The following is a 14527-nucleotide window of genomic DNA, read 5'->3' on the forward strand; positions in this document are numbered from 1 at the left end:
CGCCTCCCGCCGGTTGGTGCGGGGTAACGTTTGGGGGGTGCAGGGCCGTCTCTTCCCGGGATGCTGTTTAAGCGCTATCCCCCCCGCGGAGCTGGGGGGGGCACTACCTCCAACAGCACAGCGACCCCTCCCCTTGGCTTTCGGCCAAAGGGAGGGAGCGCATGGCCACTACCAGACCTTGACCCGCTTCTCAGGTGCAAGATACAGCTTCTGCCCTTCCTTGACCTCGAACGCCGGGTACCACGCATCCAGGTTGCGCACGGTCAACGCACGGAACTGACCCGGTGCATGCACGTTGGTCAACAGCGAATTGCGCAGCGCCTGCTCACGCGCCTTGCTCCGCCACGCCTGGGCGAAACCAAGGAAGAAGCGCTGGTCAGGGGTGAAGCCTTCCAACGTCTGCTCCTGCTTGCCCTGCAGTGACATTCGGTAAGCGTCATAGGCGGTGCCGAGACCGGCAACGTCGGCGATGTTTTCGCCCAGCGTCAGGCGACCGTTGACGCGCACGCCTGGGAACGGCTCGTAGCTGTCGAACTGCATGGCCAGCGCATCACCGGCAGCGTTGAACTTCTTCAGGTCGTCCGCCGTCCACCAGTTGTGCAGCTTGCCGGTTTCGTCGAACAGCGCGCCGGCATTGTCGAAGCCGTGGCTGATTTCATGACCGATCACCGCACCGATGGCGCCGTAGTTGATCGCATCATCGGCGGCACCGTCGAAGAACGGCGGCTGCAGGATCGCTGCCGGGAACACCAGACGGTTTTCCAGCGGCACGTTCATCGCATTGATGGTCTGCGGCAGCATCGCCCATTCGCTGTGGTCGACCGGCTTGCCGAGTTTGGCGATATTGCGCTGGTATTCGAACAGCGAGGCGCGCTGGGCGTTGCCCAGTGCATCGTCAGCCTTCACTTCCAGCGCACTGTAGTCGCGCCACTTGCTCGGGTAGCCCATGTCCACCTTGAGCCCGGCGACCTTGGCCTTGGCGTGCGCCTTGGTTTCCGGCGACATCCATTCCAGCGCGTCGATGCGCTTGGCGAAGGCGGCGATGATGTTCTTGGCCATCTCATCGGCGCGTGCCTTGGTGTTGGCATCGAAATGGCGCTCGACGTAGATCTTGCCAACCGCCTCGCCAACGGCGGTATTGGTCTCGGCCACGGCACGCTTCCAGCGATCGCTCTGCTGCGGGGTGCCGCTCATCGCGGTGCCGTGGAAGGCGAAGTGTGCGTCGGCGAAGGCCTTGGGTAGATAGGTCGCGGCCTCATCCAGCGCATGGAAGGCCATGTAGTCCTTCCACACATCCAGCGGCTCACTGGCGACCAGCTTGGACAGGCCGGCCACGGCCTTGGGCTGCCAGACGATGAAGTCCTGCTGTGCACCCAGATTGGCGCCTTCCAGGAACGCTTTCCAATCCATGCCCGGTGCCTTGCCGGTCAGGTCGGCCTGCTTCCAGGCGTTGGCGCCCTTCTGCACGTCGTTGGTTTCTTCCTGGGTGGCGTGGGCGCGGGCGATCTTGGTTTCCAGCGCGACGATGCGTGCCGCCTTGGCGGCCGCATCCTTGTCGCCGGACAACTCCAGCAGCTTGCTCACATAGCCTTCATAGGCCTTGCGCAGCTCGGCCATACGGCCGTCCTGCAGGTAGAAGTCGCGGTCCGGCATGCCCAGGCCGCCCTGCACCAGGTAGGGCGCGTTGCGATCAGGCTGCAGCAGATCCACCGATACCCACACGCCGAACAGGTGCGGGGTGTAGAAGTTGGTGGCGTTGAGCAGATCCACGTCGGCGCGCATGCTGGCGCCCAGTGCCTTGGCCAGCGCCGGTTTGTCGGCAATACCGGCAATGGCTTGCAGCGCCGGCTGCACGGGCGCGGTGCCACGCGCCTCGATGCCCGCTTCGTCCATGAATGCGGCGTAATAATCCCCAATCTTGCGGACTTCGCCGGGGTTGGCTTTGCCTGCTTCTTCCATGATGGCGCGGGTGTCGGCCAATGTTTTCTCTGCGATCACATTGAAGCTGCCATAACTGGAGCGATCGGCCGGTATCTCGGTGCGCTGCACCCATTGCCCATTGGCGAAATCGTAGAAGTTGTCGCCGGCGGCGACGCTGCGGTCCATGCCGTCGGCATCAAAGCCAAAGCTGCCCAGCTGCGGTTTGGCGGTGCCGGTGGCCGCTGCGGGTGTTGCGCTGCTATCAGCGGCGGGCGCGCTGGCGTCTTTTGCACAGCCGCTAAGGGCGAGTGCGGTGCCGATTGCCAGTACCAGGAAGGAACGTTGCAAAGCCATGACGATATCCAGAGGATGTGTATGACAAGTCTAGACCTCGAACCCCGTTCACAAAGATATTGATTCTGGCACTTGACGGATGTGCACAAGTGCGGGGAATGCGAGAAAATTGGTCACGCACTCTTCACGCCGACGGTGATTGTGCTGCATGCTTGAGCGAACGCGCTGCAGATGGTGTCTGGGGAGACATTGGCAGGGTGGAGTATGTGGTGTTCGCATGCGACCGTTGCAGGTCCCCACCTGCCGGTTCCTAGTTGTAGTGATGCCAGGACCAACATACGCAATGCCAGCTTTCCGCCTACTGATACGTTGGACTCACCGGTGACTCGGACGCCGGCTCATCCATTGCGGGTCATGATCATTGCCGGCGTGGCGGTGGGTTTGCTGTTGGCGGGCGGCATGATCAGCATGTTGTGGAACGACCGCAACAGCCGGCTTGAGGCGGCGCAGCGGCAGTCGGCCGCGCTGGCCAGCGGCAGCAGCCGTCTGTTGCGCGCGCAGTTGGTCACCTGGGAACGCGCGTTGCGCGGCACCGCCAGTGACACCAGGGAGTTCTATCGACAGGTGCCTGATCAGGCGCCTGCTTTGTTTGAGGCCAGTCTGCGTGGTGTGCTGGAGCGCAACCAGGACCTTGCTTCCATTACCTTGGTGGATGATCACGGTGTACCGCTATCGGCGGGGGTAGGCGACCTCACATTGCAGAGTTGGGTGGTTCCGGAAAACCGCCTGCTCAATGGTGGCCTCTATGTTGGTGCGCTGGAGCAGGCGCCCGACAAACACTGGGTGCTGCGTGCAGCCTTGCAGGTGCAACCGGGCCAGTGGCTGTTGACACGGGTTCGGCTGGGAGCGTTCCAGGAGGTGGTCAGTGGCCTGGATCTGGGCCGCGATGGCACAGCTTCCATTGGCAATCGTTACGGGCAGTTGCTGGCGCATAGCCGTGATCCGGAGCGCTTGATCGGCAGCCCACTGGCGAAGCCGATGCGGGTTCTGCCGCCATCACCGACGGTATTGAAACGCGGTGTGGTGACCAGCCCCTTTGACGGCCAGCGCCGCATCGCAGCGGTCAGCGTGCCAACAGATTTCCCGTTGAGCCTGTACGCCTCATTGTCCTACCGTGAGGTGATGGCTGGCTGGTATCTGCTGCTGTATGCCTCCATCGGCATCTATCTGCTGTATCTGGCCGGCTTTGCCTACCTGCTGTATCGGGTTGACCGCAGTACCCGTCACCAGCAACAGCTCAGCGAAGAGTTGCAGGCCGGCAATGCCGAACTGGCATTGGCACATGAAGTTGGCAAGGTCGGCACCTGGTCCATCCATGGCGAACGACCGATCGTGTATTGGTCGGCGTTGACCCAGCAGATGCTGTCCGTGGCTGGGCGCAGCACCTCGCTGGAAGGATTTCTGGCGCGGGTGCATGAGGAAGACCGCGCCTGGTTGAAGGACATGCTGGTGCGCGCGCTGGCCGGCAAGGGCGCCTTGAACGCGATGTTCCGGCTGCGCAGTGGCGATGGTTCCTTGCGCTGGCTGTCCGCGCGCGGTGAGCTGGTCGACGATGCGGGCGACAGCAAGCGCCTGGCCGGTGCAGTGGTCGACATCAGCGAGCGGGTCAACACCGAGGCGCGCGCGCAGGAGGCCCAGCGCCAGTTCCGGCTGGTGTTCGATCGCAACCCGGCGCCGTTCTGGATCTTCGATCTGATCACCCTGCGCTTCCTGGAAGTGAACCAGGCCGCGATCGATCAATACGGTTATAGCCGCGACGAGTTCCTGGCGATGTCCATCCTCGACATCCGCCCGACAGCGGAATGGGATGAGATCCGCCAGACCGCCGGCCGTGCCTTGAGTGGTGATCTGCTGGGGCTGCAGGTCAGCACCCACCTGCGCAAGGATGGCAGCGCCTTCCATGTACAGGGGCATTTCGCCAAGCTGGAATTTGCCGGCCGCAATGCCTGCCTGGTGCTGGCCGAGGATGTCAGCCAGCGCCTGCGTTACGAAAACGAACTGGCCTACCGCGCCAGCCACCATGCCGGCACCGGCCTGCTCACCGTGCGCGCTCTGTCCGAGCGGCTGGATGCTGGCAGTCTGGGCTACACCATTGCCCACGTGCAGTTGCGTGGCCTGCAGATGATCACCGATACCCTCGGCCGTGATGCCGGTGAAGAGGCGCTGCGCGCGGTGTCGGTGCGGCTGGGTGGCCTGGCTGCCCGCTATGGCCTGCTTGCGCACCAGCCAGCCGAGGACTTCGTGCTGGCGATAGAAGGCGAGGGCGATCCGCAGATGGCACTCAATGCCTTGTTGGCGGCGGTAGCCGAGCCCATCCGCGGCCGCGATACCTATCACCAGCTGGAAGCACGCATCGGTGTGGCCAGCTGCCCGCAGGACGGCGAACTGGCCGAGCAGGTGCTGGGCCGCGCCGCACAGGCGGCGCACGCCGCGCGCGAAACCGGTGTTGCCCTGCTGCGCTTCAATACCGGCATGGCGGCGCACTACACCGAGCGGCTGCAATTGGCCGGGCGCATCCACATGGCCATCGACCGCGGTGAATTCCTGCTGCACTTCCAGCCCATCATGGATGCCTCCGAAGGCAGTCCGGTGGCGCTGGAGGCCTTGCTGCGCTGGCCGCAGGCCGATGGCAGCTTCATCGCGCCGGGTGACTTCATCCAGTTGTGCGAAGACACCGGCCTGATCATCGCGCTCGGCCGCTGGGTGATCCACGCCGCCGCACGTGCGCAGAAACAATTGTCTGCCGCCGGCTGGCAGCACCTGCCGATCGCGGTGAATGTCTCGGCCGTGCAGTTGTTCAACAGTGACCTGGTAGGCGAGTTCAGCCGTGCCATGCAGGACCACGGCCTGGCCCGTGGTGCGCTGCAGATGGAGCTCACCGAGAGCGTGCTGATGCGCAATCCCACCCAGGCGCTGCAGACCCTTGGTCATCTGCATGCCAATGGCGTAGGCGTGGCACTGGATGATTTTGGTACCGGTTTCTCCAGCATGTCCTACCTGCAGCACCTGCCGCTGGACTCGCTGAAGATCGATCGCGGTTTTGTCAGCGATGTTGAAACCAATCCGCGCAACGCCGCCATCTGTCGCGCGCTGTTGTCGTTGGGCCACAGCATGGGCTTGTCGGTGATCGCCGAGGGCGTGGAGACCGAAGGCCAGCGCCGCTGGCTGGCCGCGCATGGCTGCGATCAGGTGCAGGGTTACCTGCTGGGCCGGCCGATGCCGCTTGAGCAGGTGCTGACCATGCTGGCAGACAGCCGCTCAGTCTGAGCGAGCGGCGTCTTCGTCCAGGCATTCGACCAGATAGTCGATGAAGCTGCGCACCTTGGGTGCCAGATGGCTGCGGCTGGCATAGACCGCATAGATGCCAATGGCCGGCACTTCCCACTCGGGTAGCACCGGCACCAGGCGGCCATCGGCCAATGCCTGGTCGATGATGAAATCGGGCTGGGCGATGATGCCCATGCCGGCGATGGCGGCTTCACGCAGCACCTCGCCGTTGTTGGCGCGCAGATGTGGCTGCAGCGCAATGCTGACCTCACCTTGTGGCCCTTGCAGCTGCATCGCTTCGCCGGCGGCGGAGTAGGTATAGGACAGGCACTCGTGCGCGGTCAGATCCTGAGGGCTGGCGGGCGTGCCGCGCCGCGCCAGATACGACGGTGCCGCGCACAGACGGACGCGGACCTGGGCCAGATGCCGTGCGATCAGATTGGGCGCCGGCTGGCGGGTGATGCGGATGGCCAGATCGAAGCCTTCCTCGACCATGTCCACCAGACGGTCGGAGAGCTGCAGATCCAGTTCCACCTGCGGGTAACGGGCGCTGTAGGCCGGCAGCAGCGCGCCCAGCCGGGCAATACCGTAGCTGACCGGCGCATTGATCCGCAGCCGCCCCGAGGGCTGCAGCGCTTGTGCGCCGACCGAAGCCTCCAGCTCATCGAACTCGGCCAGCAGCTGCACGCAGCGTTGGTAATAGGCGGCGCCGGCGCTGGTCGGGCTGACCCTGCGCGTGGTGCGGTTGAGCAGGCGGGTGGACAGGCGCTTCTCCAGCGCTGCGACCTGGCGGGTGACGGCGGCGGTGGAGATGTCCAGAGCATCGGCGGCGGCGCTGAAGCCATTGCGCTCGACCACCGCGACAAACACCCGCATGGCATCGATGGTGTCCATTGTTTCCGTTTCCGCAATAAAACGTTGCCGTCGAGATTATTTGTTGCCGGCGCCCCAGGCAATAACCTGTGTGCTCCCCAAACCCCGTCAGGGAGCCCACGATGAGCAGCAAGCTGCCTTCCCTCTACATCTCGCATGGTTCACCGATGACCGCCCTGCAGCCGGGGCTGGTTGGCCCGCGCCTGGTCGAACTGGCTGCCGGGATGCAGCGGCCGCGGGCAATCGTGATGGCCTCGGCGCATTGGCTGCATCGCGCGCCGCGGGTATCGGCGGCGGCCCAGCCGGAGACCATCCACGACTTTGGCGGCTTCCCGGAGGAGCTCTACCAGCTGCAATATCCGGCACCGGGCGCCCCGGCGCTGGCCCAGGACGTGGCCCAGCGGCTGGCCGATGCTGGCCTGCAGCCGAGCATCGACCCGCAGCGCGGGCTCGATCATGGCGCCTGGGTGCCATTGCGCTATCTCTATCCGGAGGCCGACATCCCGGTGCTGCAGGTCTCGATCCAGCCAGGGCTGGGCCCGAAGCATCAGTTTGCGATGGGGCGTGCGCTGGCACCTCTGCGTGAGCAGGGCGTGCTGTTGATCGGCTCGGGCAGCATCACCCACAACCTGCATGACTGGCGCAATTACCAGGACGGCAAGGAAGCACCTTACGTGCGCCCGTTCATCCAGTGGGTGGAGCAGAAGCTGGAGGCCGATGACGTGCCAGCCCTGTTCGATTACCGCCAGCAGGCGCCGTTCGCGGCGCAGGCGCATCCCACCGATGAACACCTGTTGCCGTTGTACTTCGCGATGGGTGCGGCCGGTAGTGATGAACTTGGTGCGCAGCGGATTGATGCCGGCATCGACATGGGATTCCTAGCAATGGATATCTACCGCTTTGATGGCAAGGCGTGATTGACGGCTGCAGGTGACAGTTCGGCGTGCAGCGCAGGCACCAGCGCTGCACGCTGAGTTATCTCGCGCTGACATGATGCGATTGCGAGCGACGATCGAGCACATCGATAGCAGCATCGCCTGATTGCTGTGGTAATTTCCCGGTATTCATCCGCCACTGCCAGTGTCGGCAGCCTGCTGTCGTGGTAGTGAATCCGTGGAACGGGCATGCACACGATTGAAGTAGTTCTGGCGATGCTGGTGGCGGTAGTCGCCAGCGGCTATCTGGTAAGAATCCTCCCCTTCTCATTGCCGTTGCCCTTGGTGCAGATCGGCTTGGGCGCGCTGATTGCAGGCGTGTTCAATCGCGGCCATGCGCTTGAGCCGGACATGTTTTTCCTGTTGTTCCTGCCGCCGCTGCTGTTCCTGGACGGTTGGCGTATTCCCAAGCAGGGCCTGTTCCGCGACAAGGGCGCGATCCTGGAGCTGGCGTTCGGGCTGGTGGTGTTCACCGTGCTCGGTGCCGGCCTGTTGATCCACTGGATGATTCCATCGATGCCGTTGGCAGTGGCGTTCGCACTGGCGGCGATCATCTCGCCGACCGATCCGGTGGCGGTCAGCGCGATTGCTTCGCGCGTGCCGATTCCCAAGCGACTGATGCACATCCTGGAAGGCGAGTCGCTGTTGAATGACGCCTCCGGTCTGGTCTGCTTCCGCTTTGCGGTGGCGGCGGTTATGACTGGATCGTTCTCGCTGGCACAGGCGTCATTGACCTTCCTGTGGGTGGCCTTCGCCGGCCTGGCGATTGGCGTGGCGGTGACCTGGAGCGTGTCCACCTTCCAGCGCTGGTTATGGCGCAGCTTCGGTGAGGAGCCGGGTGCGGCGCTGCTGGTCAACCTGCTGATTCCGTTCGCCGCCTACCTGCTAGCCGAAGAACTGCATGCATCGGGCATCCTCGCCGCGGTCGCCGCCGGCGTGACCATGAGCTATGTGGAGCTGACCGGTCGCATCAGCGGCAGCATGCGCGTGCAGCGCAATGCGGTGTGGAACATGGTGCAGTTCAGCTTCAACGGCATCATCTTCGTGCTGCTGGGCGAGCAATTGCCGGGAATCGTCGAGCGCGCTATCGAGACGATGTCGGAGACTGGTCATCACAGCGCGTGGTGGCTGCTGGTCTATGTGCTGGCGATCAATGCCGTGCTGGTGGTGCTGCGGCTGGTCTGGGTATGGCTGTCGCTGCGCTGGAACCTGCTGCGGGCGCGGATGCGTGGCGAAAAAGAAACCACCAGTACCTCGTGGCGGGTGGTGTTGGCGATGTCGGTGGCCGGCGTGCGCGGCGCGATCACCTTGGCGGGCGTGTTGACGCTGCCGCTGATGGTGCCCGGCGGCGAGCCGTTCCCGGCACGTGATCTGGTGATCTTCCTGGCGGCGGCGGTGATTCTGGTGTCGTTGGTCGGCGCCAGCCTGATGTTGCCGCGCCTGCTCAAGGGCCTGGAGCTGCCCAAGGACGACGATAGCCGCCGCGAGGAGGACCTCGCCCGCAGGGCTTCATCCAAGGCGGCCTTGGCGGCGGTTGAGAAGGCCCGGCAGGGCTTGGTCGAGGGCCAATCCACCGGTGCGGTGCAACTGCTCAACGATGCCGCGGCACGGGTGAGCCTGCTGTACCAGCGCAATCTGGAAAAGGGTCAGGGCCCGGATGAAGACCCGGAGAAAGTGCGGCGCATGGAGCAGGCCTATCGCAGTCTGCGTACGGCCGGCTTGAACGCCGAGCGCGAGGAGCTGTTCCGTCTGACCCGGCGCGGACAGGTGTCTGATGAGATCGCGCGCAAGCTGATCCGTAATCTGGATCTGCTGGAGACCCGGCAGAGGGATTGAGGGTGGTTGTTTTGGGTTCGCTTGTTAGAAGCTTCCCCTCACCCCAACCCCTCTCCCGTGAACGGGAGAGGGGCTAAAGCGGGCTTGCTTGCGCTCTGAAAGCCCCTCTCCCGCTCGCGGGAGAGGGGTTGGGGTGAGGGCAGGCTCTTAAGCTCTTAAACGTTCTTCAACTCAAGAAAATACGGCTCAACCGCACCCTTGATCTTCAAGGTCATCGGGTTGCCACGGCGGTCGCGGGCCTTGCCGGCCTGTACGCGGATCCAGCCTTCCTGCACGGAATACTCTTCCACGTCATCGCGCTCGATGCCGTTGAAACGGACGCCAACACCACGCTGCAGGGCTTCAGCATTGTGGAACGGACTCTGCGGGTTGATCGCCAAATGATCGGGAGGGGTATCGCTCATCGTGATTCTTGGGTGCAGGCCACCGTGGCCGACTTCTGCCGCACAGGATAACCGCTGCGGCCCTCGCTTCGGTTTTTGATGGCTTCCGTTGGCGGCCCGGGAGCGGCAAAATGCGCGCCATTACGTAGTGGAAACCGCCCCATGCCTGACAACAGCGCCGATTACGAAGACTCCGACGAACTGCGCCCGGATTTTGACGAAGACGACCATCCGGCGCGGGTCTGGAACCTGCTGTGGCTGATCAATCCGGGTGACGAAGACGCGGCGCTGCAGCAGTTCGACGCCTGGCGCGAAGCGCGCGCGGGCAACGAAGAAGACCCGAGCGACGAGCAATGGCTGTGGGATCTGAAGGACGCCATCGACTGGCGTTCAGGTTTCTATGTGGACTGGAAGGACACCGATTCCTTCGTTGCCGCGCTGGACGAAATGGCCGCGCGCTGGAATCTGAACATCGCCTGGGGCGGCGACTTCGATGATGAAGACTTCACCGACGACCTCGACGTGCCGATGTTGATGACCACCGCCCATGACCGCCTGCGCGAGCATGGTTACACGGTGTGGAACTGGAACACCGGTGGCGACGCCTACGCCGGCTGGGTGGCACTGAGCCGCGACGACGAAGCGATGCTGGCGCTGTGCTCGTTGCTGGGTGTCGAGGTTCGTCCAGGCAGCGACCCGTTCTAAGCCCGCAGCAACTGTAGTGCCGAGCCATGCTCGGCAGGGGCCTTACACGCAGTCTTGTAGGAGCGGCGTAAGCCGCGAAGCCGACAGCAATGAAATTGCAGCAATGCCTGCAATCGGATCGCCCACCACGTTCGCGGCTTACGCCGCTCCTACAAACCGTTGGTCAGGGCTGGTACAACGCCCGCGCATTGGCGATTACCCGCCGCATCTGAGCGCGATCGGTATGTCGCGATATCGCCTGCGCGCCCAGCGCGATGGCCCGCTCGCGCATTGGCGCCGGCACGTCGTAGTGCACGCCGCTGGGGCGGTTCTGGAAGGCTCTGCGTGGAATCCCGAGCTGCTGCGCCAGCGCATGCAGCTCGGGCAATGTGTCGGCCATCAGATGCGCCCAGCGCTCACCGCGCCAGGGATGTACTGCATCGTCGATATAGACCGTCACGTTCGGCCTTGGACTCAGGCCTTGGACTTGTCGTCGTCAGCCGGTACTTCTTCGGCAATCGCGATGGTTTCTTCCGCGACGTCTTCGGCAGCCGCTTCAACAGCGTCTTCGCCTTCGATGCCTTCAAACTCGGACACCAGACCAGCCAGGTAATCGTCGGCGGTCTTGCCTTCGTCAGCGGCCAGGTCGTCGATCATCTGCTGCAGCGCTCCGGAGTATTCCAGGGTGACCTTGCGGCCTTCCTTCTCCTGCACATTGGCAAGGTGCTTGAGCATGGCCAGCATCGGCACCGGGTTGTCGGCATTGCCCATGGTCTGGCCGCCGATGGCCAGCAGCCACTCGGTGCCCTGCAGGCCGATGGCAGCCACGACCTGGCCTTCTTCGTTGACCAGCACGGCGTGGTTCTGCACCGGCTGCTGGGCGTTCAGGCGCGAGAACGGGCGGCGCGGGGCCTGCTTCTTGCGCTTGTCGCGCTTGGCTTTGGAGAGCTTGGACATGATGTTCGGCTAATAGGAAAACGACGCCCATTGTAGGCGCAGCGGGCCCTTGCTGCCGGAACCGGGCTCAGCCGGGGCCGTCACTGACGCTGTCAGCCGGAGCCGCTGCGGTCGCCGCCGGGACGACGGTGGCCACCGGCACCGGCAGGCTGTCGGCCTGGTTCAGTGCCGCCGCTTCGGCTTCCTGGCTCATCACCACGATGCTGATGCGGCGGTTGATCGGGTTCTGCGGGTTGCTCTTGTCGAACAGCACCGAAGACGCCAATCCGACCACCCGCGCCACCTTGGCCGGGTCCATGCCGCCTTCCAGCAGCGCACGCCGCGCGGCATTGGCGCGGTCCGCACTCAGCTCCCAGTTGCCGTAGCCCACCTGGGTGGAATAGGCGGTGGTGTCGGTATGGCCGGTGAGGCTGATGTGGTTGGGCACCTGGTTGATGTAGCGCGACAGCTCCACCAGGATCGTCTGCGTATACGGCATCAGCCGCGCGCTGCCGAGGTCGAACATCGGCCGGTTCTGCTTGTCCACGATCTGGATGCGCAGGCCTTCCGGGGTGATGTCGAGCAGCAGCTGGTCCTTGAACGGCTCCAGCGCCTGGCTCTTGCTGATCGCTTCCTGCAGCTCCTGCTTCAGGGCTTCCAACCGCTGCTTGTCGCGCTCGCGCTCCTGTACCGGCGTGGGCACCGCTTCCTGCTGGTTCTGGAAGGGATCATTGCTGTTGCCGCGCGATACATCGGTGGCACCGCCCAGCTTGATCATCGAGGTGCTGGCGCCGCCGGGCCCGGCCATGCCCGGCGCCGGGGTACTGCTGCTGCCGGCCAACGGGCTGGGGTTGCGGAAGTATTCGGAAATCGCCGCGCGCTCGGGCTTGGTGGTGGCAGCCATCAGCCACAGCACCATGAAGAACGCCATCATCGCGGTGACGAAGTCGGCGTAGGCCACCTTCCACGAACCGCCGTGGTGGCCGCCGCCTTGGACTTTCTTCACCCGGCGTACGATCACCGTGGGTTTGGTCTCGGTCATGGCGTGCGCCTTACTTGATCGACTTCAGGTGCTGCTCGAAATCACTGAAGCCCGGGCGCAGTGCCGAGGGCACGGTCTTGCGGGCGAATTCCAGCGCGATCTTCGGGTTGTAGCCACGCAGGCAGGCCAGCAGCGCGGTCTTCACCGATTCGTAGATGCGTGCGTCCTGCTCGGCGCGTGCTTCCAGCGCCGCGGCCAGCGGGCCGACGAAGCCATAACCCAGCAGGATGCCGAGGAAGGTGCCGACCAGCGCGCCGGCCACGTGGGCGCCTACTTCCTTGATGTCGCCACCGATCGAGCCCATGGTGATGACGATGCCCAGCACCGCGGCGACGATGCCGAAGCCGGGCAGGCCATCGGCGACCTTGTTGAGCACGTGGGCCGGTTCCATCGCCTCGTGGTGGTGCTTTTCCAGCTCCAGTTCCAGCAGCGGTTCCAGCTCATGCGGCTCGATGTTCGAGCCGATCATCAGCCGCAGGCAGTCGGTGATGAAGTCCAGCAAGTGGTGGTCCGCCAGCACCTTGGGGTAATTGGCGAACACCGCGCTGTCTTGCGGGTTCTCGACGTGCTCTTCCAACGCCATGAAGCCTTCGCGGCGGGCCTTGTTGAGCAGTTCATAGAGCAGGCTGAGCACGTCCAGGTAGTCCTGCTGCTTGTACTGCGGGCCCTTGAACACGCTGAGCGTGGCCCGCAAGGTCTGCTTGACGGTCTTGAGCGGGGTGGCGATCAGGAACGCGCCGAACGAGGCGCCACCGATGATCACCAGCTCGTAGGGCTGCCACAGCGCGCCCAGGCGGCCATGCGCACCGACGTAGCCGCCCAGGACAGCGAAAATGACAACGAGCAGGCCAACGATGATAAGCATGGGGGCAGACAAGGGGAGGGGATATCCCGTTGTCGGCCGTCAGCGGAAAATCTGTAGCGCCGGGCGGCTCCTGTAGTGCCGAGCCATGCTCGGCAGGGGCTTTACCGGTAAGGCTGCCCTGTAGTGCCGAGCCATGCTCGGCAGGGGCTCTACTAGTGATGCTTCTGCCGAGCATGGCTCGGCACTACAGCTGACGCCATTGCTTACGCCGCTGGCTCTGCCTCGGCACCACCACGCTGCAGCGGGTCCGGGTACGGCTGGCCATTCTCGACAAACCCCAGCGATACCGAATTCAAGCAGTGCCGCTCAAAGGTCGGTGGCGGACCATCCGGGAACACGTGGCCAAGATGACTGCCGCAACGTGCGCAGACAATCTCGGTGCGGATCATGCCGTGGCTGATGTCGCGGATTTCACGCACGTGCGCCGGATCAAACGGGGCGAAGAAGCTGGGCCAGCCAGTGCCCGAATCGAACTTGGTGCTGGAGCGGAACAGCGGCAGCGCGCACAGACGGCAGCAGTAGACGCCGTCACGCTTGTTATCCAGGAATACGCCGCAGAACGGCGCCTCGGTGCCGTGATGCAGCAGCACGCGCTGTTCCTCGCTGCTGAGCCCGGCGATCAGGGCATCACGTTCGGCGTTGCTGGGAGGGGTTAGATCGAAGGCGGTCATGGCGCTGCATCCGTGGGACAGATATCAATGGTAGGGGCGGGCAGGGGCCAGTCCAAGGGCGCATTCATGGCGGCGCAAGCTGTGCCGGCGCATGCTCGGCTGGTGGAAGAACGGGAGAAGGCGATGAAACGGACTGCGTATCTGGCGCTGGCAGTGTTGGCGCTCGTGCCGTTGTTCGCACAGGCGCAATTGCAGCAGCCACCGTCACCCACCGCAACGCGTCCGGTGACGCTGCCACCGCCGTCGCGTCCGCCGGTAACGGTGCCATCGGACCAGCGGCAGGAGGATGTGCGGCCGCTGCCGCCACGACCGGTCACCAAGCCCAAGCCGACACCGAAGGTGAAGCCGATCAGCCAACCAGCGCAGCCCGTGCGGCCGATCTACGACAGCAAGGGCCAGCCGGCGCCGCAGATGCGCCAGACCAGTCCGGGCCGGGTATTGGATACCCGTACCAATCGCTATTACGACACCGTGCCCAGCGGTCTGGGTCAGCAGGTAGTGCCACCGCCTGCCGGCACGCGCTGACCATGTAGTGCCGAGCCATGCTCGGCAGGGGCTTCACCGATAGAGCGTCCATGTAGTGCCGAGCCATGCTCGGCAGGGGCTTCACCGATAGAGCGTCCATGTAGTGCCGAGCCATGCTCGGCAGAGGCTTCACCGATAGAGCGTCCATGTAGTGCCGAGCCATGCTCGGCAGAGGCTTCACCGATAGAGCGTCCATGTAGTGCCGAGCCATGCTCGGCAGAGGCTTCACCGATAGA

At 64.2% G+C, this 14527-nt stretch carries 13 protein-coding genes; 5 read left to right on the forward strand and 8 right to left on the reverse strand.

What is annotated here, in order from left to right; genetic code table 11:
* Positions 1–168 precede the first annotated feature (168 nt).
* Positions 169–2274, reverse strand: coding sequence for a M13 family metallopeptidase (locus ACVOLR_RS18640; RefSeq protein ID WP_481537759.1), 2106 nt, complete (start codon positions 2272–2274; stop codon positions 169–171).
* 354 nt (positions 2275–2628) lie between these two features.
* Between ACVOLR_RS18640 and ACVOLR_RS18645 the strand changes: the two genes are divergently transcribed.
* Positions 2629–5541: a bifunctional diguanylate cyclase/phosphodiesterase gene (locus tag ACVOLR_RS18645; protein WP_481537768.1), complete on the forward strand. Its 2913-nt coding sequence runs from the start codon at positions 2629–2631 to the stop codon at positions 5539–5541.
* Here ACVOLR_RS18645 and ACVOLR_RS18650 read toward each other — a convergent pair.
* Positions 5533–6435, reverse strand: coding sequence for a LysR family transcriptional regulator (locus tag ACVOLR_RS18650; protein ID WP_481537760.1), 903 nt, complete (start codon positions 6433–6435; stop codon positions 5533–5535). The genes ACVOLR_RS18645 and ACVOLR_RS18650 overlap by 9 nt on opposite strands.
* 101 nt (positions 6436–6536) lie before the next feature.
* Between ACVOLR_RS18650 and ACVOLR_RS18655 the strand changes: the two genes are divergently transcribed.
* Together ACVOLR_RS18655 and ACVOLR_RS18660 are read left to right on the forward strand one after the other, a co-directional pair.
* Positions 6537–7331, forward strand: a complete 795-nt coding sequence (locus tag ACVOLR_RS18655; RefSeq protein WP_481537761.1) for a DODA-type extradiol aromatic ring-opening family dioxygenase — start codon at positions 6537–6539, stop codon at positions 7329–7331.
* 207 nt (positions 7332–7538) lie between these two features.
* Positions 7539–9185 carry a Na+/H+ antiporter gene (locus tag ACVOLR_RS18660; RefSeq protein ID WP_481537762.1) on the forward strand — a complete coding sequence of 549 codons (1647 nt, stop codon included), beginning with the start codon at positions 7539–7541 and terminating at the stop codon, positions 9183–9185.
* A 155-nt stretch (positions 9186–9340) separates the two neighbouring features.
* Here ACVOLR_RS18660 and ACVOLR_RS18665 read toward each other — a convergent pair whose 3' ends face one another.
* Positions 9341–9589 carry a DUF3297 family protein gene (locus ACVOLR_RS18665; protein WP_481537763.1) on the reverse strand — a complete coding sequence of 83 codons (249 nt, stop codon included), beginning with the start codon at positions 9587–9589 and terminating at the stop codon, positions 9341–9343.
* A gap of 141 nt (positions 9590–9730) precedes the next feature.
* On the opposite strand from ACVOLR_RS18665, the gene ACVOLR_RS18670 reads away from it, so the two are divergent.
* Positions 9731–10273 carry a DUF6630 family protein gene (locus tag ACVOLR_RS18670; RefSeq protein ID WP_481530956.1) on the forward strand — a complete coding sequence of 181 codons (543 nt, stop codon included), beginning with the start codon at positions 9731–9733 and terminating at the stop codon, positions 10271–10273.
* 163 nt (positions 10274–10436) lie between these two features.
* On the opposite strand, the gene ACVOLR_RS18675 is transcribed toward ACVOLR_RS18670, so the two are convergent.
* From ACVOLR_RS18675 to msrB, 5 genes are all read right to left on the reverse strand, one after another.
* Positions 10437–10712 (reverse strand): DUF4031 domain-containing protein, encoded by a 276-nt coding sequence (locus ACVOLR_RS18675; protein WP_481537764.1) that lies wholly within the window; start codon positions 10710–10712, stop codon positions 10437–10439.
* 14 nt (positions 10713–10726) lie between these two features.
* Entirely contained in the window at positions 10727–11209 is a 483-nt protein-coding gene (locus ACVOLR_RS18680; protein ID WP_481537765.1) for a hypothetical protein, read from the reverse strand.
* A gap of 67 nt (positions 11210–11276) precedes the next feature.
* Positions 11277–12230, reverse strand: coding sequence for a flagellar motor protein MotB (gene motB, locus ACVOLR_RS18685; protein WP_481537766.1), 954 nt, complete (start codon positions 12228–12230; stop codon positions 11277–11279).
* Between the two features lie 10 nt (positions 12231–12240).
* On the reverse strand, positions 12241–13095 hold the full coding sequence (gene motA / locus ACVOLR_RS18690; protein WP_481509820.1) for a flagellar motor stator protein MotA: 855 nt from the start codon (positions 13093–13095) through the stop codon (positions 12241–12243).
* 203 nt (positions 13096–13298) lie between these two features.
* Positions 13299–13766, reverse strand: a complete 468-nt coding sequence (msrB, locus tag ACVOLR_RS18695; RefSeq protein WP_481514438.1) for a peptide-methionine (R)-S-oxide reductase MsrB — start codon at positions 13764–13766, stop codon at positions 13299–13301.
* 123 nt (positions 13767–13889) lie between these two features.
* Here msrB and ACVOLR_RS18700 point away from each other — a divergent pair, with 123 nt between their 5' ends.
* On the forward strand, positions 13890–14291 hold the full coding sequence (locus tag ACVOLR_RS18700; RefSeq protein WP_481537767.1) for a classical arabinogalactan protein 4: 402 nt from the start codon (positions 13890–13892) through the stop codon (positions 14289–14291).
* Positions 14292–14527: the final 236 nt, after the last annotated feature.

The organism is Stenotrophomonas sp. STEN030, from assembly GCF_056759995.1.